Origin of the sequence: Lyngbya aestuarii BL J (assembly GCF_000478195.2) — a bacterium.
GTDB classification, from domain to species: domain Bacteria; phylum Cyanobacteriota; class Cyanobacteriia; order Cyanobacteriales; family Microcoleaceae; genus Capilliphycus; species Capilliphycus aestuarii.
Window position 1 is genome coordinate 1 of record NZ_AUZM01000014.1, and the last position, 26,848, is coordinate 26,848.

At 38.8% G+C, this 26,848-nt stretch carries 27 protein-coding genes and 2 pseudogenes; 10 read left to right on the top strand and 19 right to left on the bottom strand.

All coding sequences use genetic code 11. The features are described 5' to 3' along the window. Together M595_RS08085 and M595_RS08090 are read right to left on the bottom strand one after the other, a co-directional pair. A pseudogene (locus M595_RS08085) lies at positions 1–452 on the bottom strand (hypothetical protein); the annotation flags it as partial. Between the two features lie 175 nt (positions 453–627). After that, complete coding sequence (locus tag M595_RS08090) at positions 628–2,190, bottom strand: NB-ARC domain-containing protein (protein WP_023065715.1); 1,563 nt, start codon at positions 2,188–2,190, stop codon at positions 628–630. 337 nt (positions 2,191–2,527) lie between these two features. On the opposite strand from M595_RS08090, the gene M595_RS08095 reads away from it, so the two are divergent. Further along, positions 2,528–2,959, top strand: coding sequence for a hypothetical protein (locus M595_RS08095; RefSeq protein ID WP_023065677.1), 432 nt, complete (start codon positions 2,528–2,530; stop codon positions 2,957–2,959). 380 nt (positions 2,960–3,339) lie between these two features. Further along, complete coding sequence (locus tag M595_RS08100; protein ID WP_023065675.1) at positions 3,340–4,002, top strand: hypothetical protein; 663 nt, start codon at positions 3,340–3,342, stop codon at positions 4,000–4,002. A gap of 219 nt (positions 4,003–4,221) precedes the next feature. Here the strand turns inward: M595_RS08100 and M595_RS31545 are convergent, their stop codons facing one another. The 4 genes from M595_RS31545 to M595_RS08115 all read right to left on the bottom strand — a co-directional run bounded on the left by M595_RS31545 (position 4,222) and on the right by M595_RS08115 (position 6,522). Continuing rightward, positions 4,222–4,377, bottom strand: a complete 156-nt coding sequence (locus tag M595_RS31545; protein WP_162531839.1) for a type II toxin-antitoxin system HicA family toxin — start codon at positions 4,375–4,377, stop codon at positions 4,222–4,224. Continuing rightward, complete coding sequence (locus M595_RS08105; protein ID WP_023065735.1) at positions 4,377–4,619, bottom strand: type II toxin-antitoxin system HicB family antitoxin; 243 nt, start codon at positions 4,617–4,619, stop codon at positions 4,377–4,379. Before M595_RS08105 ends, M595_RS31545 begins: the two co-directional genes overlap by 1 nt. A gap of 179 nt (positions 4,620–4,798) precedes the next feature. Then, complete coding sequence (locus tag M595_RS08110) at positions 4,799–5,521, bottom strand: Uma2 family endonuclease (RefSeq protein ID WP_023065668.1); 723 nt, start codon at positions 5,519–5,521, stop codon at positions 4,799–4,801. Positions 5,522–5,730: 209 nt separating this feature from the next. After that, positions 5,731–6,522: a Uma2 family endonuclease gene (locus M595_RS08115; RefSeq protein WP_023065742.1), complete on the bottom strand. Its 792-nt coding sequence runs from the start codon at positions 6,520–6,522 to the stop codon at positions 5,731–5,733. Between the two features lie 181 nt (positions 6,523–6,703). Here M595_RS08115 and lgt point away from each other — a divergent pair, with 181 nt between their 5' ends. The 3 genes from lgt to M595_RS08130 all read left to right on the top strand — a co-directional run bounded on the left by lgt (position 6,704) and on the right by M595_RS08130 (position 9,712). Beyond that, positions 6,704–7,567: a prolipoprotein diacylglyceryl transferase gene (lgt, locus tag M595_RS08120; RefSeq protein WP_023065691.1), complete on the top strand. Its 864-nt coding sequence runs from the start codon at positions 6,704–6,706 to the stop codon at positions 7,565–7,567. A gap of 445 nt (positions 7,568–8,012) precedes the next feature. Further along, positions 8,013–8,822: a precorrin-4 C(11)-methyltransferase gene (gene cobM, locus M595_RS08125; RefSeq protein ID WP_023065679.1), complete on the top strand. Its 810-nt coding sequence runs from the start codon at positions 8,013–8,015 to the stop codon at positions 8,820–8,822. Between the two features lie 71 nt (positions 8,823–8,893). Continuing rightward, complete coding sequence (locus M595_RS08130; RefSeq protein WP_023065730.1) at positions 8,894–9,712, top strand: SDR family oxidoreductase; 819 nt, start codon at positions 8,894–8,896, stop codon at positions 9,710–9,712. Positions 9,713–9,733: 21 nt separating this feature from the next. On the opposite strand, the gene M595_RS08135 is transcribed toward M595_RS08130, so the two are convergent. Genes M595_RS08135 through M595_RS08145 form a run of 3 tightly spaced genes read right to left on the bottom strand, consistent with a single transcriptional unit; the run spans position 9,734 to position 11,627 of the window. Further along, positions 9,734–10,126: a nuclear transport factor 2 family protein gene (locus tag M595_RS08135; protein ID WP_023065688.1), complete on the bottom strand. Its 393-nt coding sequence runs from the start codon at positions 10,124–10,126 to the stop codon at positions 9,734–9,736. A gap of 46 nt (positions 10,127–10,172) precedes the next feature. After that, positions 10,173–10,451, bottom strand: coding sequence for a hypothetical protein (locus M595_RS08140; RefSeq protein ID WP_023065716.1), 279 nt, complete (start codon positions 10,449–10,451; stop codon positions 10,173–10,175). An 18-nt stretch (positions 10,452–10,469) separates the two neighbouring features. Then, positions 10,470–11,627 (bottom strand): class I SAM-dependent methyltransferase, encoded by a 1,158-nt coding sequence (locus M595_RS08145; RefSeq protein ID WP_023065686.1) that lies wholly within the window; start codon positions 11,625–11,627, stop codon positions 10,470–10,472. Positions 11,628–11,972: 345 nt separating this feature from the next. Between M595_RS08145 and M595_RS08150 the strand changes: the two genes are divergently transcribed. After that, a complete protein-coding gene (locus M595_RS08150; protein WP_040483791.1) occupies positions 11,973–12,404 on the top strand; it encodes a RidA family protein in 432 nt (143 codons plus the stop codon). Between the two features lie 12 nt (positions 12,405–12,416). Here M595_RS08150 and M595_RS08155 read toward each other — a convergent pair whose 3' ends face one another. The 10 genes and pseudogenes from M595_RS08155 to M595_RS08195 all read right to left on the bottom strand — a co-directional run bounded on the left by M595_RS08155 (position 12,417) and on the right by M595_RS08195 (position 22,191). Next, positions 12,417–13,424: a zinc-binding dehydrogenase gene (locus M595_RS08155; RefSeq protein ID WP_023065736.1), complete on the bottom strand. Its 1,008-nt coding sequence runs from the start codon at positions 13,422–13,424 to the stop codon at positions 12,417–12,419. Further along, positions 13,425–14,249 (bottom strand): alpha/beta fold hydrolase, encoded by an 825-nt coding sequence (locus tag M595_RS08160; RefSeq protein ID WP_023065739.1) that lies wholly within the window; start codon positions 14,247–14,249, stop codon positions 13,425–13,427. A gap of 19 nt (positions 14,250–14,268) precedes the next feature. Beyond that, positions 14,269–15,075 carry an alpha/beta fold hydrolase gene (locus M595_RS08165; protein ID WP_238987039.1) on the bottom strand — a complete coding sequence of 269 codons (807 nt, stop codon included), beginning with the start codon at positions 15,073–15,075 and terminating at the stop codon, positions 14,269–14,271. A 53-nt stretch (positions 15,076–15,128) separates the two neighbouring features. Continuing rightward, a complete protein-coding gene (locus M595_RS08170; RefSeq protein ID WP_023065728.1) occupies positions 15,129–15,575 on the bottom strand; it encodes a DUF3598 family protein in 447 nt (148 codons plus the stop codon). Between the two features lie 102 nt (positions 15,576–15,677). Next, entirely contained in the window at positions 15,678–17,084 is a 1,407-nt protein-coding gene (locus M595_RS08175; protein WP_023065707.1) for an aldehyde dehydrogenase family protein, read from the bottom strand. Positions 17,085–17,086: 2 nt separating this feature from the next. Continuing rightward, positions 17,087–18,130 (bottom strand): nitrilase-related carbon-nitrogen hydrolase, encoded by a 1,044-nt coding sequence (locus M595_RS08180; RefSeq protein WP_023065685.1) that lies wholly within the window; start codon positions 18,128–18,130, stop codon positions 17,087–17,089. Positions 18,131–18,380: 250 nt separating this feature from the next. Beyond that, positions 18,381–18,554 (bottom strand): hypothetical protein, encoded by a 174-nt coding sequence (locus M595_RS31775; RefSeq protein WP_023065680.1) that lies wholly within the window; start codon positions 18,552–18,554, stop codon positions 18,381–18,383. 65 nt (positions 18,555–18,619) lie between these two features. Next, positions 18,620–19,480 (bottom strand): annotated as a pseudogene (locus tag M595_RS08185) (Uma2 family endonuclease). 70 nt (positions 19,481–19,550) lie between these two features. After that, the gene (locus tag M595_RS08190; protein ID WP_238987040.1) at positions 19,551–21,056 is read right to left on the bottom strand and encodes a dihydroorotase; all 1,506 of its coding nucleotides are present in this window, start codon (positions 21,054–21,056) and stop codon (positions 19,551–19,553) included. 73 nt (positions 21,057–21,129) lie between these two features. After that, a complete protein-coding gene (locus M595_RS08195; protein WP_023065692.1) occupies positions 21,130–22,191 on the bottom strand; it encodes an AbrB family protein in 1,062 nt (353 codons plus the stop codon). Positions 22,192–22,264: 73 nt separating this feature from the next. Here M595_RS08195 and M595_RS08200 point away from each other — a divergent pair, with 73 nt between their 5' ends. From M595_RS08200 to pyk, 4 genes are all read left to right on the top strand, one after another. Continuing rightward, the gene (locus M595_RS08200; protein ID WP_023065682.1) at positions 22,265–23,131 is read left to right on the top strand and encodes an isocitrate lyase/PEP mutase family protein; all 867 of its coding nucleotides are present in this window, start codon (positions 22,265–22,267) and stop codon (positions 23,129–23,131) included. Positions 23,132–23,153: 22 nt separating this feature from the next. Then, the gene (locus M595_RS08205; protein ID WP_023065710.1) at positions 23,154–23,912 is read left to right on the top strand and encodes an arylamine N-acetyltransferase family protein; all 759 of its coding nucleotides are present in this window, start codon (positions 23,154–23,156) and stop codon (positions 23,910–23,912) included. Positions 23,913–24,262: 350 nt separating this feature from the next. Beyond that, positions 24,263–25,264, top strand: a complete 1,002-nt coding sequence (locus M595_RS08210; RefSeq protein WP_023065725.1) for an L-lactate dehydrogenase — start codon at positions 24,263–24,265, stop codon at positions 25,262–25,264. A 155-nt stretch (positions 25,265–25,419) separates the two neighbouring features. After that, positions 25,420–26,844, top strand: a complete 1,425-nt coding sequence (gene pyk, locus M595_RS08215; RefSeq protein WP_023065687.1) for a pyruvate kinase — start codon at positions 25,420–25,422, stop codon at positions 26,842–26,844. Positions 26,845–26,848 lie beyond the last annotated feature (4 nt).

The following is a 26,848-nucleotide window of genomic DNA, read 5'->3' on the forward strand; positions in this document are numbered from 1 at the left end:
GGTTCAAAGGGAACAAAACCCGCATCTTTTTGGGGTTTAATATGGGGGGGTTGTAACGAAGGTTCAAAAGGAACAAAACCCGCCTCTTTTGATGGGGGTGTGGTATTTTTATGATTAGCTTTGGCTTCGGTTTCTAACGAATAACGGTTTCTTAAGTCTTCTAAGGTGTTTTTCGCCCAGGTTTGAACTTTTGCTTTGGGATGTTGTGTCAGAGTATTACAGAGGGCGATCGCTTTTTGAAGGTTGCGAGTTCGTTCATAGGCGACAACTAACCCCATTTGCGCCTTTATTCCGGCGCTTCTGTGCGGTTGAGACTCGGCGATCGCTTGGAGATGGACGATCGCGGTTTGATATTGTTTTTGTTTCAGCGCCGCTAACCCCGTTTCCAGAGAAGGATTTTCTTCTGGTGAGTTTTCTGAACCCGACGCAGGAGGACGAGGAGTAGATGACATGATGTTTCCTCCACTTGGACTTCTTTTTAAGATAGCTTAGTGTGGGGGAGTTTTGAGTATTTTATCAGATTGTTACAATATTTTTCTAACTTTTGGTGGATTTGTGGCGATTTTTTAATTAGAGGATGAATTAAACAGTGTTAGCGATTAGAATTAATTGTACTGGATGAATAAATTAAGAAACAGACGGTAAAACCTCTTGCAAATAGTAATTTATTAAAGGATCGATTCGGTAGTAATGTTGACCTGCTTCTAATTTATTTTCAATCAGCGATCGCTTTTCTAATGAACTTAAAATATTAACCAGTTCTGAACAGTCGCAAGGGGGTTTAAAATGATCGCAAATTTCAGTTAAAGTCAGATCGGTTTTGGAATTGGCTATCTTATAGAGAACCATTTTTTCGATTTTCGAGAGTCGCCCAAACTGACGGCTGAGGCGATCGCCAAACTCCCCAAAGAAAGCGGGGTACTTGATAAACTCGGTTGTATTACCTGCAAAGACGGTTTGAATCGTTTTTCCGATGGTTTGTAAAGCCAGGGGATTTCCGTTATATTCACTGACTATCTGTTCCAGATTTTCTGCTTCGACTATTCCTTCATTTTTGAGGATTTGTTTTGCATTTTCCGGTTTTAAACCCCCAACTTTTAAGCAAGGAAAGGCTTTATTTTTTCCCGTTGATATACTAACTTTTCTCGGGGTTTCACTGCTGGTAATCAGCAAACAGCTTTGATGGATAAGTTGACCCATTTTGTTGAGAAATTCTCCGTAGGGTTGATATCCTTCTTTGTAGTGACCCACTAGCGTATTGGGTTGAAATAGGGATTCCCAATTATCTAAAATGATTAAGCATCGATGTTTTTGGAGAAACCTGATTAGAGTTCGTATCCCGTCAGCAATAATAACAGATTGGTTAAAGTTTGAGGTCGAGACTCTAGATTGAACTAATTTCTGAAATAACTGACTGATTAAATATTCTTCTGGGTGTTCTGAAGTTTGAGATTCACTGAAAAATTGAATCAAATCTGTGAGAAGATAAGTAAAGGGCGGAGCATGATCGAGGTTTCGCCAGATAATATATTCAAACTCGTTTTGTATTTGTCCGGCTAATTTAGAAGCAAGGGAAGTTTTTCCAACCCCTTGTATTCCGGAGATCGCCACCACCCGACAGCGATCTTCGATTATCCATTGTTTAAGTGTCGTCAGTTCAGTTTCCCGTCCATAAAACGTAGAAACATCTATCGCTTCTATCCAGTCAATTTTTTTGGGTTTAACAGGTGAAGGAGTTGTGAGAGAAGCCGAAGTTGTGAGGGGTTGTTGGGGAGGATCTTCAGCTATCAATTCTAAAACCTCCACTGCTTGAGAAATCGGAGTTTCTTCGGTATTAAGATGAGTTGACCGTTGATATCCTACTTGGAGAAATACACAAACATCTTTCCAATGTCCTAGAGATTGGTCAGTTAGGGCTTCTACATAACGATACAATCCCCTTGATAAATCTACCCTTAAACCCGAACAACTTCGATGAAGTTCTGTGGCAATTTCCGAGGGACTCAAACCACAAAGCAACCCCCGCAACATTGTTTTTTCTGTTTTGGTGAGTTGTTGTTTCTCACTATGTTTATGGAATTGTTTGGCTGCGGTGAGGTCGGTGTAGAGTTGTTCCAGGTTCCAGTTGTTCTCCGCTTCGAGAAACTTCTGGTCTAGTGAACGCTTCAATTGGCCAGTTGAAGTTGTCATTTCAATTTTTGTTGTTATAACGATGAGCTTGTCGCACCCTGTAAAGCTGTTTTTGATTCTTCTCAGAACGAGCGCGAAATTACGGGCAAGTTAATTAAACACCCCAAAAACTCCGTAAATTCATTGAAACTTTACGGTACATTTTTTACCGTACCTAACAAACCTAACACGTTACCTAACACCTTGTCTAGATTACCTAACAAAATTTATTAAAAACTCCTAATAGTTGTTAGGTGACATTGGGTTTTAGAGTTTTTTAATATAGAAGCAAGATGAGACACGACAAACCAAAAGACGATCTCATTCGTATCAACTCTTATATCTAGCTGAAGTAAAGATGAAGATTCAAAAAATTGACGGTTGGATTGAAAAATATCGCTACGAGGTTGGCAGTTTTCCCGAAACTAAGCCAGTTACATGGAAAGGTATCGACATGACGGTGGAAGAAGCCGAAATGGTGATCCGAGAACTTGAACAACAAAAATTAAAACTTCAACACTCTATGAATAGAGTACAAACAGGTGGAGAAATAACCTCAATTGCATCAACTGCTCTGGGATTGACAGCAATGGTTACGGGCGTGGCGTTGATGGCATTTCCGCCAACGGCAATTGCGGGTGCAATTACAATTACATCAGGTGCTGGAACAGCAGGAATTGGCAAAATGGTAGGTAGGGGGGTCACCAAGCTTGGTACGAACACCAACACCCAAGTCATCGAGCAGATTGATTACTACATCGACTCTCTCAAAGAGGCACTGCGTAGGTAGTAGGTTGGATTGAACTGGAGTGAAACCCAATTCATAATTTCGCTGCTCGACTCAATTAATGTTGCGTTCTACGATCGCGTAAAACTTAATATTTAAACTTCAAGGGTAGAGACTGTATCTATCCTTTTTTTATTGATAGCAGTCAGTTGAATTAAGCCAAAGTTCAGCTTAACTGATGAGAATTGCGATACACTTGATACAACGTCACGCGATCGCACCCAATTAATTGATTCAGATTCGGTATGACTTTGTTAAGTTATTGCAATACAATCATCCTAACAAATTTTCTAATAAAATTCTATGAGCTATTAGGTGAATGTATCTGATAATAGCTGATAAGATATTAATGGTTGCAAATGAAATCAATTAAGTTAGAGAATATGACTTCTAAACAAGAGAAAAATATTGCAGACTTTATTGATAAAGTTTATATCCATGATTGGAGACTCAATATAAGACTAGGTAACGAAGGATTGAAAAAACTTATTGAATCACTTCCTGAAGAGTATATTAAAGATACCGAGTATAACAAGCACAGCTTGAAATGGTTTAAATTTCGTGGAATTGATACAAAGAGACAAGAAATCAAAATTGAATTCCGTCTGAGAGTTAAAAAGTACGAAAATGTTCTGGTCGGGCGAGTCAAAATTTACGATAATGCTTGGGATGTAAAGGCGGGTCTCAAATTAGAAGTAGACGCTAACCGAAAGCTTACTGGCAAAATCACAGTCAGAGATCATAAGTCAGATATCCCCAGTGGCATACTTGGTATTTTTGATGTTGCTTTGAGTTCAATCTCAACAGGTTCTTTGACTGTGCTTAACTCAATTTTTACAGGAAATTTATTCACGTTTTCCAGTGCAATCATCGGCAAAAAATTAGATGGTCTATCACAAAATATTCCAGATTATGTGCTTAAAACCATTAATGATAAAGCAGGAAAATATGAGGTAGTTTATTTGGAACGAGTGAAGTATAAAGAAGATAGTGTAATCATTCAAACTAATACATTGGAAGGAGTTGACTTGAAAGAGCTTCTCTAAAAGGTTAAGATGAATATAGACATCCTAAAAATTATCGCATTCGTGACAGTTTGTTAGAACGGTAGTAGTTTCTTCTCTAAAGTCATAAACTTAGAAGTTCACATGAGAGGGTAGAGACAGTCTCTATTCTTTTTTATTGATAAGAGTCAGTTGAATTAAGCAAAAGTTCAGTCTAAATATTGTCGAGCTTATAAGTCAACTCAAAAATATATTGTTTAATTAAAGGTTTTCCCACTCATCTTGTGAAATCCCCGCTTGCATTAAAATTCGTTTTAATAGATTTTTACTAATATCTCCTTGATGGGGATTTGGAATCCTAACTCGTAAACTATCCCGCACCATATGACGACGGGATATAGGGCCGAAAGGTGGCATTAAGCAATAGGCTCCACTTTCAAACTGACTCCATCAAACTCTGGCAATTTGTGACCCTGAGCAATACCAATTAGTATCCATTCTTCTAGAACTTCTAATAGTTCATTACGGCATTCTTCTAAGGTGTTTCCAGTTGCCCAGACTCCTGTAGCGCCCGGAATTGAACCGTAAAAACCTTCATTATCTTCGAGTATTTCATACTGCGCTGTCTGCATTGCTTTTTGAAGATATTTTTGAATCATTTTTCTAGTTTCATTTCTCGGTTGAACAATTGATGGGTTAACGACAATATAGCAGTGTGAAATAATTCGGAAAAATTCTACCCGTTTACCGCCCCCATTATTGGGGGTTTGGGGGCTAAATAATTTTCAAATAATTAAAGAATTGCTATATAACCCATTTTATCCTTGAACTAATCTTTTTACAATTCGTCGGGATTTACTCCCAGTTCCCGCAACCGTTCTGCGAGTTTTTCTGCGCGTTCTTCTCCTGTTAACAACAAATTCCCTTCGTTATCCCACCAACGCAACCAGGGTAATTCCATATTACCATAACGTCCTTGCCAAATTCCTAATTCAACGTTTAAAGGTGAAATTGGATAATGTCCCCGTTCGTTTGCCGTAACAGGTTGATAGCAATTGTCTACTAAATGATACAATTCAACCGAGGCTTTTTTAACTTCATAAATTCCATAATAGGGAACTCTAATCGCCTGTTCGTAGACCCAAAATTTACCCACTTTTCCATCACCATTAACCACAGATGCGGGTGGGGTTCGATCTCGTTCTTCCGAACCAGAACCCGAAACGAATTCTAAGACAATTAAAGGGGCAATATACTCTTGCCACAGTACATAGGAACGTCTGACTTCTCCATTAACAAGCGGCTTAACATTGGGAACATAAAACCAGTCGGGTGCAACAGCCCCTCGTTCGGGCGGTTCTGTTAGACGCCAATAAATTCCGCAGTCTTGACCGATGGCGTATCGTCCGTCAGGATGAAGTTTATCTAGGGTAGATTTAATAGAATCTGTCAGTAGAATACTCTGGGGATGTTCTTGAAAGTTTTTCACAAATGTACCATCGGATTCGGGAAGTTGAGTGTGATCCGGAAGTGAGGTGATACCGAGTTCAGATTGTACCATAATAGCTCCTGTTTTCTCAACTTGTTTGTATTTTGTATGGGTCTTTTATCCGTTCAAAAATTGATTGGTTAACAATAATATAGCAGTGTGAAATCATTCGGAAAATCCTACCTGTTTACAGCCCCCAGGATTGGGGGTTTGGGGGCTAAACAACTGTCAAATAATTAAAGAATTGCTATATAACCCATCTTATCCTTGAACTAATTTTTTTACAATTCGTCGGGATTAATCCCTTGAGAACGCAATAATTCAGCCAATTGTTCGGCCCGTTGTCGTTGTTGTTCTAGTTTAAGTTCTGCACGTTCAGCGCGTTGGCGTTCCAATTCTACTTGTTCCCATCCTGTTAACAGTAAATTTCCCTGTTCATCCCACCATCGCAACCAAGGGAGTTCTGAATTTTGATAGCGACCTTGCCAAATTCCCAGTTCAACACCCAGAGGTGAAATTGGATAATGATCTCGTTCGTTAGCAGGAAGTAACTGATAGTGACCCGCAACTAAAATATAAACCTCGACGCTGGCTTTTTGAACTTCATAAATTGCATAAAATACCGGACGAATAATCTGTTCATAGACCCAAAATTTTCCGGGTCTTTGAGGTTCGGGTTGATTTCGACGTAACGGCGTTTGATCGCGTTCTTCCGAACCGTCGCCCGACACGAATTCGATTACAATTAAAGGCGGAATTAACTCTTGCCAAAGCACATAGGAACGACGAATACCATCAATTGTGGGAGGCACATTCGGCACATAAAACCAGTCGGGACTTTCTGCACCCCGTTCGGGAGGTTCGGTCATTCTCCAGTAAATTCCGCAGTCTTGACCGATGGCATATTGTCCGTCAGGATGAAGTTTATCGAGGGTGGTTTTAATTGAATCCGTTAATAAAATGCTTTGCGGATGTTCTTGAAAATTCTTCACAAATGTACCATCAGATTCGGGAAGTTGAGTGTGATCGGGAAAGGGTTTAATTTCCGGTTGAGAACGAGTTAACTGAGACATAATGTGAATTCAGCAATTCTAAACTTATATTTTACATCAATAACAAATTAATGACTAAATGAATAACTCTTTTTTCTCAGAAGAAAAACGGTTTTTTGGGTCGAGGATGAAAATTTAACAGAATTTGGAGGCAATTTAGTTTTAAAATATAGATTGCCAATGCAACGGCTTCACATTCATTATGCAAAGTTCTGATTTACTGCTAGCGTTTCAATTTACGTCCCCCGGGCCGATTATGCTGCGGTTGGGGCCAATCGCCATTCGCTGGTATGGTTTTTTAATCGCATCTGCGGTGTTAATTGGCGTGACGCTTTCTCAGTACCTCGCCAAACGTCGTCAGGTTGATCCGGATTTGATCGGAGATTTAGCAATCTGGTTGGTGATTGGGGCGATCCCCTGTGCCAGACTTTATTATGTTGCCTTTGAGTGGGAAAATTATGCTAATGATCCGGCAAGTATGATCGCAATCTGGCGAGGAGGAATTGCAATTCACGGGGCAATTATTGGGGGAATTATTGCGGCTTTAATCTTTGCTAAAATCCAGCGAGTTCCGTTTTGGCAATTGGCGGATTTAGTCGCTCCTTCTGTTATTTTAGGTCAGGCAATTGGACGCTGGGGAAATTTCTTTAACTCCGAAGCGTTTGGAAGTCCAACCGATCTCCCCTGGAAACTTTATATTCCGCCTGAAAATCGTCCACCTGAGTATGCAAACTTTGAATATTTTCATCCGACTTTTCTCTATGAGTCGCTGTGGAACCTTTTAGTTTTTATCTTACTTATGGTATTATTTCTTAGAGGATTAAAAGGTAAACCTCCGTTAAAACTGGGGACTATATTTTTAGTTTATTTTGTCGCTTACAGTGCAGGTCGAGTTTGGATAGAAGGATTAAGAACAGATAGTTTAATGTTTGGGCCGTTGCGAGTTGCTCAACTGGTGAGTTTAAGTGGTATTATATTAGGATTAGCAGGTTTAGCGTGGCTTTATGTGCTAAATCGTTCTCTACCAGATGTGGTTTCACCCAAGCAGCAACGGGATGTATCTTAAAATAAAAACCCCTAGATCGAATGATCTAGGGTGTCAACCAGGGTGCATCTACCATTATTATTCTCTAGAAAACTCGGGCAATATCCGGAACAAAAAAATAGATAAAAAAATGCCCCAGATTTAAAATCTGGAGCTTCAACCAGGGTGCATCTACCACTATTTATATCTAGAGAAGTTTAGTAATATCCGGAATTAATCGATAATTTTGACAAAAAAAATGCCCCAGATTTAAAATCTAGAGCTTTAACCAGGGTGCATCTACTCTTGATTATTATCGAGATCACTTTGACAATATCCGGAACAACAAAAAAATAGATAAAAAAATGCCCCAGATTAAAAATCTGGAGCTTCAACCAGGGTGCATCTACCATTCTCTTTATCAAGAAAAGTTTGGTAACATCCGGAACAGTTTGGAAAATTGATTAATTTTTGAGCAGTTTTAACTATGAACAGATCAGCTACAAATTCACTACAACCTGCGGTTTATATTGTTGGTGCCGGACCTGGCGATCCTGAGTTACTGACGATAAAAGCCCAACGCTTACTCGCCCAAGCCGATACGATTTTGTATGCGGATTCGTTGGTACCTCAACAAATATTACAGGATGTGCGTTCTGATGCAGAATTAATCGCCACAGCCAATAAAACCCTAGAAGATATCATTCCGATGATGATCGAACGGGTGCGACAAGGGCGTTCTGTCGTGCGTTTGCATTCGGGCGATCCAAGTTTGTATAGTGCCATTCACGAACAAATTCATCAGTTAGCCGAGGCGGAAATTGCGGTTGAGGTGGTTCCCGGAATTAGTGCTTATCAGGATGCAGCCGCGAAATTACAGCTAGAATTGACGGTACCTGAGTTGGTGCAGACGATTATTTTAACTCGATTTAGTGGGCGGGCGACTTCGGTTCCTCCTCGCGAGGCTTTGGCGGGTTTGGCGGCGCATCAGGCGAGTTTGTGTTTATATTTGAGTGCGCGTCATGTCGAACAAGCCCAGCAAGAATTATTGGAACATTATCCGGCTTCAACTTCTGTGGCAATTTGTTATCGTTTGGGATGGCCGGATGAAAAAATTAGAATTGTGCCGTTGACGGAAATGGCAAAAGTGACTGAAGAAGAAAAGTTGATTAGAACAACGCTTTATGTGATTAGTCCGGCGTTGGGAAATCAGAAAACAACGACGCGATCGCAATTATATCACCCTCAGCATTCCCATTTGTTTCGCCCAAATTCTAAAAAATCTCAAAAAGTTTAGGGCGAAAAACCAGCAAGTAGGGGCGCTGCGGTTTGCGCCCGTACAGGTATTTTTATAGCAAATAACTAACGATGACTTTTAATCAAAAACACGCGATTATTACGGGGGGTTCGAGTGGGATTGGGAAAGCGACAGCGAAGTTGTTAGCTGCATCGGGGGCGAATATAACAATTATTGCTCGTTCTGCGGAGAAATTAGAAACAGCGAAAGCGGAAATTGAAGCGGTTAAATTACAGTCTGAACAGCGAGTTTTTACGCAAGTTGCGGATGTTTCTGATCGCCTGATTCTGGAAAGGGTTATTGAAAATTCTGTTAAGGAATTGGGCGCTCCCGATATTTTAATTACATCGGCAGGAATTTCGATTCCGGGTTATTTTCAAGATTTGCCCATCGAAACTTTTGAAGAAACAATGGCGATTAATTATTTTGGTTCGTTGTATGCAGTTCGGGCGGTTTTGCCTTATATGGAACCGCAGAAACAGGGTAGTATTGTGCTAATTTCGTCAGGTGCGGGATTGATTGGAATTTATGGTTATACGCCCTATTGTCCGTCAAAGTTTGCATTACGAGGGTTGGCGGAATCTTTGCGAGGGGAACTAAAACCGTTAGGAATTCAAGTAACAATTGTTTATCCGCCTGATACGGATACACCGCAATTAGAAGCAGAAAATCAGACGAAACCCCCGGAAACAAAACAGATTACCGAAACGGCGAAAATGTGGCAACCTGAAGATATTGCTCAAGAAATTCTTGGCGGAATTAAAAAGAATAAATTTGCTATTACACCGGGAATTGAAATGACCTTGTTGAGTCGGTTGCATAGTTTGTTAGCGCCGGGATTAAATTGGTCTTTTGATCAAATTGTTACTCAAAATCGAAGGAAAAAATAGGTTTTTCCTAATAATTACTAACTAGGGTTTGTAAACAAGGCTTAAATATTCTCGATAACTGCAAATTTTATTGTCTCGAACATCAAAGGAAATGGCAACTTGATTGTTATAGGGTTTTCCAAACATTAAGCCTTCAGATTTGCCCTCAAAAACAACAGTGGTTTCATTAAAAGTAGTTCGTTCGAGGGTGAAAAATAAACCCTGACTAAATACTTTCTCAGACACATAAGCTAAAAATTCAGCCATGCGTTCTTTTCCTTCATTTAACCCTTGATAGGGGCCTGCGGGAAATGAGAACGTAAAGTCATCACTCAACATAGCAATGAATTGTTCCCATTCTCCTGTGGCTAAACCGTGACGAAAATGTTCAAAGGCTTGTTGGGCAGTTTCGAGCGTTTGTTGTGTTCCTTTCATCGATACAAACTAGAGACAATTGTTGCAATTATAGCCTCTTTTACGATTAGATTGTATCAATTTCTTCCTCTAGTATTCGCAAAATTCGAGAAAGATATTCTGTTCGCCATTGTTCTCGGTTTTTGGAAGTTTTTTCATCGGGTTGATAGGTTTCAATTTCTGATGTTGATAAGATTCCTTTTGTTTCTAACACCCGTTCTACGGTATCTAAACGTTCGCGGAGTACAGAAACTTCACCTGCTAACGCCATAATTATTCCTAACAATTTATCCTGTTGAGGATCGTTGAGGTAAACGGGGCGTTGTCCTTTTGCTGTTTGTACCATTAGATTGTTTTCTAATACTTATTTTTGGGCAGTGATCACAAACCAAGTCGGACGGTTGCTAACGGGGGGTGTTTTTTGATAAGAATAATTTTGGGGTGTTTTACAACTATATTTGCGAATAAAGTTTTCACTCACTTTTTCCGAGTTAAAACCCGCTTTTTTAACAATAGCAGTTAAATCTAACTCTCGCATTTCACCCCAAAAAGGTTCGTTGTTGTTTATGGTTTGCCAGTCGGAAATAAAAGCTGTATAAGCATCCATATGGCGGTATAAAGGCGCATCTAGATGAATCATAATCCCACCGGGCGCTAGTAAGCGATAAGATTCTCGCATGACGTTTTCAATGGCAGAAGCGGGTATTTCATGCAACAAAATATGAGAGACAATTAAATCAAATGTTCCGTCGATAAAGCTGGTTTTTTCGGCATTTTGTTGGGAGAATTGGACTCGTTTCTTTAAGGCTTCTGCCCGAGCGTGACCGTAGTGTAACATGGGTGAACCAATATCAATCCCATGAATTTCTGCATCGGGATAAGCATCAACATAGGGAAGGGTGCTGTGACCGACTGCACATCCCATATCAAGAATTTTTTTAGGTTGAAAATGAGGATAATTTGGTTGGAGATAATTTTGAATAATGGAATGCCCCATGTTATCATTAAGCGTTCCCAACCAACCCAAACCATAAACATAAACACCCCGATCATAAACGGCACCGGCTGCGAGATCATTTTCAATAATTTCAGTATGATATCCTCCCGGCATACAATGAATATCAACTTCGCTCATATAAGCGGGTGTTTGGAAGTTAGGATCGAGAATTAAAGAACCAATTTGATTTTGTATATTTTTAGCTTTTTTAATCAGATCGGGAAGTTGACGTTCAACGCTTGAACCCACCGACTCCCACATCATTTCCTGTTGAAATCGCTTTAAAATACTCCACCAATGATAATAGGATTGAGTTTGCATTTCTTGTAAAATTTCATGGCGATTTTCGGGAACACGTTGATGTTTTTCTTCAAAATTAGGCTTGACATTTTTTTCATAAACTGTCTTAATTCCCGATCCCATTTTACGATTCACATAAAGAGATAGGCTCTGCACAAAGTTTTGACGGGCTAACTCATCATGGGTTGTCTGCGGGAGAATTGCGTGTTTAAATTGTGCGTTCATGGTTTAGGTGGTGTCAAGAAAAAAACAAGGTTCTATGGTCATAATTCCCCCAATATTGGGAGTTGTGCGAGTTCGATGCAAGGCTGACAGTCAGAGAAGTTTGAGGTTAAAATTGGGTATTGAGATTAAGGCTATCTCGAACTCAGATTAGGATTGATTAGCTATTTAAATCTTCCTAAAGATTGACTGTTGTTTGCTGTATGGGTTGATACTGCATTTATATATCGAATTTGGTAAAATTTATATACTCCCCAATTATTTTTCAAGGTTAAATTAAGAATAACTGGAAAATTTACTATTGGGGTTTTGATTAATCAAATGAAACAAGTACAGTATTTTTGAAAGATGACAAAGCGCGAAGTTATTATCCCTGAAGGAATGGAAATTCTCTATGAAAAATTTCACTATTGTCCCGGAATTAAAGTCGGAAACACATTATATATTTCCGGTCAAGTGGGCCGTGATAAAAATTTACAAGTTGTTGAAGAAATAGAAGCCCAGTTTGTTCAAGCCTTTGAAAATGTTAAGGCTGTTCTTAATGCTGCTGGAGGAAGTTTTGATGATGTTTTCGAGATGATTACTTATCATGTAACCGGAACTCCGCCAACGACTCCCGAAGAACAAAAACAGTTTAAAATTCCGAATTTACAACTTTTTATACAGGTGAAAGACCGCTATTTTGTTAACCAGTATCCAACTTGGACCGGGGTAGGAATAACAGCTTTATCTACACCGGGTTTGTTAGTTGAAATTAAGTGTACTGCTATTTTAGGATAAGCAAAATCTCAACTAAAATTGAACGACAACTTTTCCACAGTTTTTCCCTCCGAGTAAGTAATTAACCGCAGAGGGAATAGATTCAATTCCTTTAAATTCGGCCGAATCAATTGCAACTTGAATTTGACCGGATTCGAGTAAATGAAATAAACGATTTCTAGCTTCTAAACTGTATTTTTGATAAAGTGGCATCAGAAAACCTCTAACTGAAGCCCCTTTCCAAAAGATTTTTTCATAAATTCTGGGTTGATTTACCACTTCTAATTGTTCTGCATATTCGGAGATAAAACCAACGACAATTAAGCGACCTCGAACGGCTAAATTATCAACGCAAACATCAAATATTTTGCGACCAATACATTCAAAAACCAAGTTAATTCCCTCTGGATATTCTTGCTGAAGCACCTCGTTTACATCTTCTTTTCGATAGTTAATTACCCGGTCGCAACCCAATTTTTTGAGTAGGTTGGCTTTGGCTTCTGAACCGCAAGTTCCGATTACATGATTTCCCGCTAATTTTGCCACTTGAACGGCTATGTGTCCGGTTCCTCCTGCTGCTGCGGTGACTAATATTGTCTCTTGAGTTGTCATTTCTCCCACCTGTTCTAAGGCGACTAAAGCAGAAATTCCGGTGGGAATTAATGTTAAAATTTCTGGGGTTGCTTGGGGAACTTTGATGGCGAGGTTTGCATCAATTACCTGATATTCGCTATAGCCACCCCCCCGAATTGTTGTGGCGACAGCATCACCTATTTTTAAAGTGGTAATATTTTGACCAACCGCTACGACTTCCCCCACCGCTTCAACGCCCAATTCAAAGGGCGGAGTGGGTTGAAAATAGGGAATCTTTCCTTGAGATAATAAAGTATCAAAACCGGCATTGACTCCAGCAAATTTATTTTGAATGACAATTTCATTATCTGCGGGTTCAAGTAAGGGAACTGTAATGATTTCAATAGCGGATTTAAAGTCGCTACTAATTTGATTTGCAACTAATTTTTTGTACGTTTTCGGGTTCATTTAATTGGGTGTCTCATCTAAAAAGTTAATTACGGCTTCAGTAACTTCTTGATAAACTTGATTCATCATACAAATTGTACCGCTAGCAATTTCAACAACTGTGTTATTCGGGATAACTTGAGAAACAAAATGGCGTTTTTCGGCTGCGGCTAACCCCAAACGTTCAAATTCATAAACATCATCTAAACCCCATAAAATAAGGGTTGAACATTGAATTAAACGAAATCGTTCTTCCGCTTCTAAACAATAATTTTTAACCGCCCAAACTGCATACAAAGGATGACCAAAACATTTTAAATCATCCAATACCCAACGATGATTAAGTTCAGCCGAACCTATATAACGAGAACGGGCTAACCAACGTTTCATTAAATGTGAACCATCGGGTTGAATTTGAAAGCCAATGTCATAAAATTCAGAGAGTTTGGCTTGTCCAGCTTCTCCAAAACCCGCAACATTTCCTAAGATTAATTTCTTGACTCTATTGGGGTAAGTGGCTGCAATTTCTCCGGACACAAAAGCCCCAGTATGATTTCCTAAAATGCAAGCTGTTTCGATTTTGAGTTCATCTAAAAGAGCAATTGCCGTTTTAGCATAGTCAGAAATTGTGTACATTCTCGGGGGTTTATCGGAGTCTCCAAACCCCATTAAATCCATTGCAATGACTTTTTTTGTTTGGGCTAAAATCGGCATTAATTCCCGATATTCGTCACCACTGCGAGGATTCATATGTAATAACAGTAAAGGTTCTCCCTCTCCCGCGATTCGGTAATGGATTTGACCATCTTCTGTGTCTAAGAAAGCTCGTTTTATTTTTATATTCATGGTTTTTAAATTAATGAATCTATGAAGTTTTTAAGAAATCGTCCACTAACTTGCAAATATTTTCAGGTTGTTGATTCATCATCCAAAGCGTACCATTTTCAATTATAATCTCTTGAATGTCAGGAATAGACTCAGATAGCCAAGTTTGATTTTCTGCTTTTGCTAAACCTGCTTTTTCTAAGGGTTCTAACGCTTTATCTCCGGTTAAAACTAGAGTTGGAGATTGAATCTGTTTAAATCTTTCTTTTGCTAACAAACAGTAATTTGCTACAGCAACACCCGGATAGACAGGAAAACCAAAGCATTTTAAATCATCAATCACACAACGATGATTTAACTCTCCATTTCCTACATAATTAACACGAGAAAGCCAACGTTCCATTAAATGAGAACCATCTTCTTTTATTTTAAATCCTATTGAATATCTTTGCACAATTTTTTGCTGTTCTTCGGCATCAAATCCATGCACATTACAGAGAATTAATTTATTAACTCTTTCTGGATAAATCGCCGCCAATTCTCCCGCAATATAACCGCCCGTTACACTTCCGAGAACGTTGCTTTTTTCTATCCCCAACTCATCCCAAAGTGTAATAATGTTTTGAACATAATCAGCGACAGAATACTCTCTAGGCGGTTTGTCTGAATCTCCCAACCCCATTAAATCCATTGCAATCACTTGTTGACTTTCGGCTAAAATGGGGATAATTTCTCGAAATTCATCGCCGCTTCGAGGTGTCATGTGTAGGAGTAAAATAGGTTCTCCTTTGCCAGCAATTCGGTAAAGAATTTGTCCGTCTTCTGTGTCTAAATATGCTCTTTTCACTGGCTGTTTCATTATCTAAATTTTTATTTTGAACAACAATTAAATTCCCAATTTTATTGCATTCGTTCTTCCTGAATTAAAGTGCGTTGATAGACTTGATTGTTTTTGAACCATTGCCAAGTGCGGGCGCGATAATTGTTACAAGGGCTAATTTGAATCATTTCATAAATATAAGCATCCGGTACGCCTTTATAAGCCAACCACAAAATCAGAGTAGATTCATCTGCTTCCCACGCTTTTCCGGTAATGCGTTCAGTATCAAAAATAAGTTTGTTATCCTGATAGATGCCCGGGAATTGATGTTCTTCTTGTTTACCATTTTCCCAGTGATAACGGTTGATTTGAAAGTAGGGATAATCCCCTGTTTCGGGAAATTGACAGGTTAAATGAGATTGATGTTTATCGATAATTTTCCCTTCCGTATTAACGAGGGTATAGCTTCCTGTCCAGTCTCCTTCATGGCGGGCTAAAACGGGCATTTTTTCGCGCAGATTGGACATAATTTATTCTCCTCTTTTAAATTTATAATTGTACTTTGAGGATATCTGATTTTAACAGAAGAATAAGATTGTTTTTCATTGTTTATGAACTTTTTAGTTTTGTCAATACCACCAGGGGTCTACAACGGGTTGTGTTTTGGTTAAGAGGGCTTTTTTGCGGAAAAATCGAGCCATTGAAGCCGCCCCCATTCGTGAACCTCCCAAACCTGAAGATTTAAACGAATTTTTTTCACCTTCATTAATTAAAGCGGTTAACCCTGCATCATTAATACTAATTGCCCCGGCTTCTATCTGTTGGGCGACTTCTAATGCTTCTGTTTGTGAAGCAGCAAAAACAGCCGCACTCAACCCATAAACGCTATCATTTGCGAGTTTAATTGCTTCTTCTTTCGAGGTAAAAGTCATTATAGGCATGACCGGGCCGAAGGTTTCTTCGGTTATTATTTTCATGTTACGATTAACACGGGTTAATACCGTCGGACGACACCAAAATCCTCCGTTTAATTCTTCGACTTGACCCCCACAATTAATAATTGCTCCTTTTTCAGTTGCATCTAATAAATGTTCAGCAATAATAGTTGCTTGTTTGGCTGAAATAATCGGCCCAATTTCACCGTTTTTGATATCAGAATAGTTGAGAGATAACTGACTGGCTTTATCAACAAGTTTATCAACAAAATAATCGTGAATTGATTCGGCTACATAAATCCGTTCTATGGATAAACAAGACTGTCCGGCATTAATCACAGAACCCCATAAAATCGCTAAAGTTGCTTGTTCTAAATTAGCAGATTCTAAAACAATAGCCGGATCTTTTCCTCCCAACTCTAAAAACACCGGAATTAACTGTTTTGCAGCTAATTGTGAAACTTTTTTACCCGTTGAAACACTGCCAGTAAAACAAATTGCATCAACATTTTCAATTATGATTTTGCCTGTTTCTCCTGCTCCTTGCATAAAAGACAAAACCCGATTTAACTGGGAAACAGATTCAATTGTTTTAACTAAAGGCTGAATAAATCTGGGAGTAATTTCACTGGGTTTAATGATGACTGCACATCCAGCCAATAACGCCGGAATTGCATCAATTAGAGACAGTAACAAGGGAAAATTCCAAGGACTAATTACCCCAACTAATGAATAAGGAACGAGTTGAGATTTAATCTGAATAAACGGAATAGCTGTGTTTTTTTCTTCCGTTAAACAGAGTTCGGGTGCGAGTTTACACCATCGCTCTAAACTGGAAATCACACCATCAACTTCCATGACTGACTCTCGAATTCTTCCTGTATCTTCAACCAAGGCTTGAATCAAAGCATCTTTTTCAGCAATAAGGACTTTTTTCCAGTTTTGTAAAACTTCAATTCTTTGATGAATATCTAACTGCCAGTCAATTTGAGATTGTCGTAAATTATTACACTGTTCAGCAATTTCTGTATCTGTAAGAGGTGTAATAAAATAATCAATTTTTCCAGTTCTGGGATTGCGAACTTTAATTTTCTTTTCCATTTTTAAATTATTCCTTGCTGAATCAAGTTGTTAATCGTTGCTTGCTGAGTTTTAATAAAATGTTGGCGTTCTATCTCTCCTTCTAGCATTGTGTTGGCTGGATAAAAATGAGGTTGCTGATATGTTTCAGTATACAATCCTGAACGATGACGCGCCAATAAATTTTGAATCCCAGGGCGTTTGCGGTTGCGTCGGAGCGCCGCTAAATCAATTTCTGCAAAAGCTGCCATACTCTCACCCGCTCCCGTTTCAGCTAATAGAATCCCCCGATAGTCGATTATTTTTGAACCCCCATCAGTTGAAGAACTAGGAAGCGGAGTGTTAACAATTCCGGCAGTGTTAGCAGAGATAACATAAGCCATATTTTCCACAGCCCGAGACACTTTTGCAGCTTCTTTTGGCAGTCTTGCATGACCATAAATTTCTGAAGTTGGATGTAAGAAAATTTCGGCTCCTCGGGTGGCAAAGGTTCGCGCTAATTCTGGAAATAATATCTCGTCCGAGGCGATAGTTGCTAAATTGCCAATTTCGGTTTTTGCCACCGGAAAAATCCCATCTAAACCATAACAATCTAGATATTTATCCCAAACATCGTGCGGTGTAGGCGTGTACATAGAATTTAACCGTCGATACCGCAAAACCATTATTCCAGATGGGTTAAAAATAAAGCAGCTTTGAAAGTATAAACTCGGAAAATTGGGATCAATTTCATAGGCATTTCCGGCTAAAAATATATTGAATTTCTGTGCGATTTCTGCTAAAGTATCATAGATAGGATCATCCATTGCCAAACAAGCTTTCTGCGCCCAAATCCCTAATGCTTCCCCCATTGGAAAACCTGTTAACCAATATTCAGGAAGTAACACCAAACGACAGTCTGAACCAATAAACGCTAAACTGGTGGCTATTTTTCCCTCTAAACTCTCTACCGCTTTCGTCATAATGCTTCGGGCTTCGGAAGGACTACTCGCTAAATTAACCGCCTCACAAGTCAACTGAAGGGCTAAGGCTCGAAAAGATTCGATGCGCTCTGGATTTGCTGTCATAGAAAATTAGGCTTGACTAATGTTCGTTGTGAAAAAATTTTACATCATTTGTATCCGATCAAACTACTTTTTTGGAGATTTAATTCTTACTCATAAACTAGGTTAATTCCATAACATTACTTAATAAATAAAAAAGTTAGCTGTGATGCTAACTTGTGCTAATATATTATGAGTAAAGGTGCAAGATTCAGTACCCCAAAATAGCACCCTGACTCAAACTTTAAATTTCAAACTTTAAAGCTAATCGTGCTTACTCTTGATTCATTTGGCGTTCAACGGTTTCTATCGCCGCATTGAGTCCAGCCAGCCGAGTTTCGAGATCATCTCGCATCCACTTCATAAATTGCAGTTTGCGCTCTTGGTAGGCTTTGTGAGAACTAGATGAATTATCCCAATTCCAGCAAGGATTGAAGAAAGGAAACATAGATACCTCTAAAATGACTCCATCTATATTTTGAAGCAAAAATCAAATAATGGGTGGTCTGAGGCTTAAATTTGTTGTTGAACTTGTTCGATGCTGAGGTTGAGTGCTTCCGCCACCTGTTCAACACTTAAACCCATTCCCAACAACCGAGGAATGGCATTTTTGCGCTCTTGTTCGGCTTGTTCGGCACGTTGCTTTTCTTGTTCGGCGCGTTCATCTCCTATTAATAACAAGTTACCTTCGTTATCCCACCATCTTAACCACAATTGGTCTTGATTTTGATAGCGACCTTGCCACAATCCCAATTCAATTCCTAAAGGTAAAATCGGATAATGATTGCGTTCATTGGGAGACATTTTTTGATAATAGCCGTTCCGATGAGTGTAAACTTCTAACTTGCTATTATTGATTTCATAAATACCGTAATAGGGAATGCGAATAATTTGCTCATAGACCCAAAATTTACCCGGTTTGGTTTTTTCTCCCGTTCGAGATAACGGTGTATTATCCCGTTCTTCGTCTCCATTTCCGCTAGCAAATTCTAAGGCAATTAAAGGAGCCATAAATTCCCGCCACAAGACATAAGAACGACGAATTTGACCGTCAAGTTTGGGCGGAACATTCGGAACATAAAACCAGTCCGGCGCTTCCGCTCCTTTTTCGGGCGGGTCAGTTTCTTGCCAATAAATCCCGCAGTCTTGACGAAGTCACAGCAGCTCCGGGAGCTTGCATCGCGGAGAACTGTGACCGATGGCATATTGTCCGTCTGGATGAATTTTTTGTAAGATTGGGCCGATAGAATCTGTGAGTAAAATACTCTGGGGATGGTTATAAAAATTTTTTACAAAAGTACCATCCGACTCGGGGAGTTGAGTATGGTCTGGGAAAGGGGGTGGAAGTTCGATTTTTGAGGTTATCTCAGTCATAGAAACGCGACTGAACAAATTAAACTTACCTCTATTTTAACACAAAAAACCAAGATAATACCAAATTAATTCATTGTTTTTTAGTCTTTCTATAGGGTCGTTTTAAATAACGTCCTTGAGGCGAACCGAGAATTTCTCCGTTGTGATAAATCAAATTTCCGCGAAGAAATGTACTTTTAACTCGTCCAGTTAATTCCATACCTTCAAAGGGAGTATAACCTTGTTGAGACGGGGATTCATCCGCTTGAACCGTAAACATTTCATGGGGATCAACTAACACCAAATCCGCATCATAACCCACAGCAATATCCCCTTTTTCTAACAGCCCAAATCGTTGTGCAGGATTCCAAGATAATAATTCAGCCATTTGATGATAAGGCATTCCGCGTTTATTTCCTTCACTAAAAACCCCAGATAGTAAATATTCAGTTCCGCCAAAACCTGACTTCGCTAACCAAATATTTTCGGGGTCTTTTTGAGAAACTTTTTGTTCCGCAGAACAACAAGCGTGATCGCTCACAATCCAATCAATTTGACCGTTTAAAACCGCTTGCCATAAAAATTCTACATCCTCTCGCGGACGAATGGGAGGATTCACTTTTGCCCATTTTCTAGTCGGTGTATCTACATCTAAAAGTAAATGTCCGACGGTGACTTCTCGACGGAAATTAATATGAGGAAATGTCGCTTGCATCATCAAAGCCGCTTCAAGAGCTTTGCGAGAACTTAAGTGCAGTAAATTGATATTAATACAGTTAGTTTCATGGGCGAGGTAAGACGCAATACAAATCGCTAAACCTTCTGAATGAGGAGGACGAGCCGCACTATAAGCTTTTAGTCCAGTTAAGGTATTATCCTGTTGAACAATTTTAGTATAAGCACTCAATATTTCCGCAATTTCACAATGCAAACTCAAACTGAGATAATCTTGACAATCGGGATATTTTTCTCTCATTTGAGTTAAACTTCGCATGATAAACTCAAAGTGAGCCACGTCGTAGCGTTCTTCTTTATTTATCATTAAAAATAAATTTTGCTGGTCAGATAATCCGTGCAACCCATAACCGCCATAAAACATAAAAATTTTAAACGAAGACACCCCAAACTCCTCAAACAGTTGGGGCATTTCTTCAAGATGTTGGGCGGCTATTGGAGCAACATGATACCCATAATCAACATAAAAATTACCCTCAGAAAGTGCTAAGACTTTCGGGAAAAACTGATGGTAAGAACCACCTTGATTGAGATAATATTGACCTGTACGAATATAGTTTAAACTGGTTGTTACACCGCCCATTGCAGCCGCTTTGCTTTCGGTAACAGCATCTTGGTTGAGGGGTTGATAAATCCCAACGTGCATATGAGCATCTACCACACCTGGAAAGGCTAAAAGGTGATTTCCATCGAAGGTTTGTTGAGCGTATTTAGGGTTAATATTCGGTTCAATTTTAACAAATTTTCCATTCTTAATCCCGAGATCAAGTGTTTCCACAGAAGGCTGATGAGGACGAATAACCTGAACATTTTTAATCAGTTGATCAAAGGTAAAAGCTTCAGACATAGTTGTAAGTTGCACAAGTTTAAATCTATGATACCTAAATTTTTGAAAAAACTTATTTTATTTTATTTTTCTTTAAAACAATTAGCAATTAGACATCTTTTTGGTCTTGTTTACTCACAAAAGCAGTTAGCCAGGGAGTCAATAAAAGAATCATTAACATTCGAGTTAATTGCATCGCTAATACTAAGCTAGTATCACCGCCAAGCTGCACAACAGTTGCAATCATCGCTTCAAGTCCTCCCGGTGTTAAACCTAAAATAGCAGTAACAATATCAACCTCTGCCACCCGATGAAATCCATATCCAATTGCTAAACAACAAATTATTAGCGAAATGACTAATACTGCTTCAATTAACACTGCTTTAAAGAGTTTACGAACCGTTTGAAAATCAAACTTCAATCCAATTGAAAGTCCGACAAATAACAATCCAATTTTAAATAACCATTGAGGGACTTGGATATAGTCAGGAAACGTCCAAAAGACAATTAAACCGACAATAAATGTCCCTAGAAATCCTGATGCAGGTAGATTAAATTTATTTCCGCCCCAGATGCCTAGACCACAACAAATTGCTAATATAAACAAATTGGAAACGAAAGGAATAGATAATTGATCTACTGTCAAAATAGGGATTAGATTTGGACTCTCAGAATTAGCCGGAAACAAGAAAGTTGCTAGAGTCGGAACAATCACAATTACTAACAATAAACGCAAATATTGAAACAAAGCAATTGCCACCGCATCTGCTCCCATTTCTTCGCCAATTGCCACAATACTCGACGCCAAACCGGGAATAAAAGCTAACAATCCCGTGACGCGATCAATTCCTGAAAAACGAGCTAATAAATAGCCATGAAATAAGCTCATAATTCCGGTAATAGCAATACAAAGTAATAGAGGAATGGCATAATTAGCAGCAAGAATTAAAGTATCTGGAGAAAAGCGAACTGCTGTTGCTAACCCCAAAAAAGCCTTACCCAATGTCATAAAAACCGGAGGTAAGGGTTGAGAATAACCTAAAATCGTAGCATACAAAATCCCGACGATCATTGGCCCGAGTAGCCAACCCACCGGAATATTCAGCCAGTAGAATAAAAAGCCGACTGCTATTGCAAAGATAAACTGCTGAATTATTTTTTGAGGTTTCATCGGCTTGTAAAAATTGATAGGATTAACGACAGAAATTGGTGTATCCTAAATTATAGAGGTTTAATATTGCCCTATGTCTTTTGGAAATCAACTCAGAACACGACTCGAACAATCAGAAATTTTGGTAATTCCGGGTATTTATGACTGTTTGAGTGCTAAAATCGCTGAACAGTTAGGCTTTGAAGTTATCGCTACTAGCGGGTTTGGTATTGCTGCATCCACACTCGGTTTACCCGACTATGGCTTTCTCACGGCGACTGAAATGTTTTATAGTATTGGTCGAATTGTTCAGTCCATTGAAATTCCGTTAATTGCAGATTTAGATACAGGCTATGGTAATGTTTTAAATGTAACTCGTACAGTTAAAGATGCGGTTAATGTAGGTATTTCGGGAATTATTTTAGAAGATCAAGAATGGCCTAAAAAATGTGGTCACTTTGAGGGAAAACGAGTGATTTCCACAACCGAACAAATTGCGAAAATCAAAGCCGCAGTTGAGGCGAAAGCGGATAGTAATTTAGTGATTATTGGACGGACAGATGCACGCGCACCTTTGGGTTTAGATGAGGCCATTAACCGAGGGAAAGCTTATTTTGAAGCGGGTGCTGATGTGATCTTTATTGAAGCACCCCAGTCTGAAGATGAACTTGTTAAAATTGCTAATGCTTTACCCAATATTCCTTTAGTTGCAAATATCATAGAAGGCGGAAAAACACCGCAATTGTCAGCCCATGAATTACAACAGTTGGGGTTTAAAATCGTCTTTTTTCCGTTATCGGGTTTATTCACAGTAACCAAAGCAATGATGGATTGTTTGCGTCAGTTGAAAGAAACAGGAACTACAGCTAATTTAAAAAACTTAGTCAGTTTTCAGGAGTTTGAGAAACTGATTGATGTCCCGAAATATCGTCAAATTGAACAGAAATTTGATCAGGAATAATGATCAAAATATTAAGTTTTATATGGACGTTGAAGCCTATCTAAACCGTATTCACTATCAAGGCTCTCTTGAACCCAATCTTGAGACGCTTCATCAACTGCATTGCTGTCATTTACTCACCGTTCCCTTTGAAAATCTTAGTATTCATCTCAACCAACCGATTCATCTCAATTTAGAAGCTTTATACACTAAAATTGTTCGACAAAACCGAGGAGGATTTTGTTATGAACTTAATTCTTTATTTTCTTGGCTCTTGCAAAAACTGGGTTTTAAGGTGACTCTACTTTCCGCTCAGGTGGCGCGAGAAGATGGTCATTTTGGGCGAGAATTTGGTCATTTAACGCTATTGGTAAAAGATAGAGATAATTGGTTAGCTGATGTTGGTTTTGGAGACTCATTTCTTTATCCTTTGAAGTTAGAAACTTTAACTGAACAAATCAAAAATGAAGAATATTATCAGTTAATAAAAGAGGATATTAACTGGATATTTTATCAAAAAAAGGATAACCACTATCAACCCAAATATTGTTTTACTTTAACACCTAGAAAACTAACAGATTTTCAACCCACTTGTGAATATAATCAAACTTCTCCTCAATCTATTTTCACTCAGCGTCGTATCTGTACGAAAGCAACTCTTGAAGGTCGAATCACATTGAGCGATAATCGATTAATAATCACCCAAAATGGTCAACGACAAGACTATACCATACAGACTGAAGCAGAATATAACAAAATTTTACGAGATTCTTTTGGAATTGACTTAGATTTAAAATCTTAACATCAATTTCTATCAGGTACAAAACGATGGATTAAAAAAAATCTACCTTTTTATAGATATCACTTGTGAATTATGAGGATTTAATTCTCCTCATTTTACCTCATTAGATAGATGAATAAACCCTTTTTTTTGAGATTCTACTGGCTAAGAGGTTAAGAAGATTTATAATTGTGGTTAAGAATAGATGATCCATTGAATCATTTCCCTGCGAGATTGAAAAGTTAGTGGTAAAATTAGGTGTAATTCAGTCAAAATTGTTGTAGAACAAGTCAAAAAAACTCAATTGTATAGTCACGTACAATTTGTCGAATTGAATGAACTCAAAAATTAATTAATTAACGGGAGGATTTATGTTTGAGGGATTATTTAATCTACATCCAGATGCGGAGAATTTTCACAGTAAAATTAAACTTCGTAAAGGGGTAATCATTGGAGCAGGTCAAGTCGGAATGGCTTGTGCCTATTCTATCTTAATTCAAGACTGTTTTGATGAACTAATCTTACAAGATATTGCCACCGAAAAAGTCGAAGGAGAAGTCATGGACTTATTACATGGCGTTCCTTTTATCTCTCCGACTCGCATCAAAGCCGGAACAGTCGCCGATGTTGGACAAGATGCAGATGTTGTGATTGTCACAGCAGGTTCCAATCAAAAAGAAGGTGAAACTCGTCTAGATTTATTACACCGTAATGTCAAAATTTTCAGAGGTTTAATTGGGGATGTTGCGAAACATTGTCCCAATGCAATTTTACTAATTGTCGCCAACCCTGTTGATATTATGACCTATGTTAGTCTCAAGCTTTCCGGTTTTCCCAGTTCCCGAGTATTTGGTTCAGGAACGGTACTCGATACCGCTCGTTTTCGCGCTTTATTAGCTAACCGACTTGATATTGATCCTCGCAGTGTTCATGCTTATATTATTGGTGAACATGGTGATAGTGAAGTTCCGGTTTGGAGTAAGGCAAATGTTGCGGGAATGAAAATCTGTGATGGTGACTGGGAAGGAAGCCCAAGTTGTGATTTGGCAGAATTAAATGAAATTTTTGAACAGGTAAAAAATGCCGCTTATGAAATTATTAAGCGAAAAGGATATACTTCCTATGCCATTGGTTTAGCCGTAACAGAGATTGTTAAAGCTATTCTTGGCAATCAAAATCGGATTTTTACCGTCAGTACCCGAGTCGATAAAATGTACGGATTGTCTGAAGATATTTGTATTAGTTTACCTTCAATTGTTAACCAAAAAGGTGTGATGAAAGTTATGAATTTTACCCTAGCTGAAAACGAAGAAAAACTCCTCAAAAAATCGGCTCATACTTTACGAGAATATATCGATAAACTCGATCTTTAGAAACACAAAATTTCAATCTGCAAACTCCTAATTAAAGAATATTCTGTTTTTTTTGCTTATTTATCTGATCTTGGTCTTCATCTACTGAAAAGAAGATCAAATCTCCCTAAACAGGGAACTTTAAATCAACCTCTAAGTGCTAACAGATTCAGCTTATGCAAACGTTAACTCATCGAACCAAAATTGTCGCCACTATCGGCCCAGCTAGTCGAGATACCAATATCCTCAAACAAATGGTATTTGCAGGCCTAAGAATCGCTCGATTAAATTTCTCTCATGGTAGCTACGAAGATCATACCGAAACTATTAAAATGTTACGTCAGGTTTCAGATGATTTAGACATCCAAATTACACTCTTACAAGACTTACAAGGGCCGAAGATTCGAGTTGGTCAATTACCCGATGGTGCGGTAGAATTAATCACTGGTGAATCCCTAACTTTAGTTCCGCTTGATGAGTATAATAATCAACCCAATACTATTTCTATTGATTATCCCTCTTTAGCAGAAGAAGCCGAACCGGGAGCGCAAATTTTGCTCGATGATGGCTTATTAGAACTCAGAATTGAGGAAATTTCGGGTTCATCTGTTAACTGTAAAATCATTGAAGGGGGCTTATTAAAAAGTCGCAAAGGCGTCAATCTACCCAGTTTAATTTTACAACTGCCTTCAATGACAGAAAAAGATATCCAAGACTTAGAATTTGGTTTATCTCAAGGTATTGATTGGGTGTCTCTGAGTTTTGTCCGTCGGGCTGAAGACGTTCGCCACTTAAAAACATTTCTCACAGAACACGGGGCGGAACATATTCCGGTAATGGCAAAAATTGAGAAGCCCCAAGCTATTGATAACCTAGAAGCAATTATTAATGAATGTGACGGTTTGATGGTCGCCCGAGGGGATTTAGGAGTAGAAATGAGTCCGGAAAAAGTGCCTTTGTTGCAAAAACAGATTATTAAACTCTGTAACCAAAAAGGCATTCCGGTGATTACCGCAACTCAAATGCTAGAAAGCATGATTAACAACCCCCGTCCAACTCGTGCAGAAGCCTCAGATGTTGCGAATGCGATTATTGACGGTACCGATGCAGTGATGTTGTCGGGAGAGTCCGCCGTGGGTAATTTTCCGGTAAAAGCGGTGGAAATGCTGGCTAAAATTGCCTCTGGTGTTGAACCCGAATTGAAATTTGTTAACTATCCTCCTGCTGAGTCTGACGAAACCCATGCGTTGAGTGAAGCCTTAAATACAATTGATAAAATTCTGCCGTTGAAGTGTATTGTCGCTTATACTAGCACCGGATATACTGCTGAACTTGCGGCTGCCGAACGACCAAAAGCTCCAGTTGTGGCTTTTACTCCCGATGAAATTACTTACCATCGTTTGAACTTAGTTTGGGGCGTTCTCCCCATTTTATTAACTCACGAAGTCGGTTCTTTTGAAGGATTAATTGACCAAGCCGAAACCTTGCTGTTAGAGCGTCAGTTAGTCAATACGGGGGATCAAATTCTAGTTGTTGCTGGAATTCCCACCAAACATCCGCGAGGAACCAATTTCTTGAAGATTCATCGCATTAAAAATTAAAAAC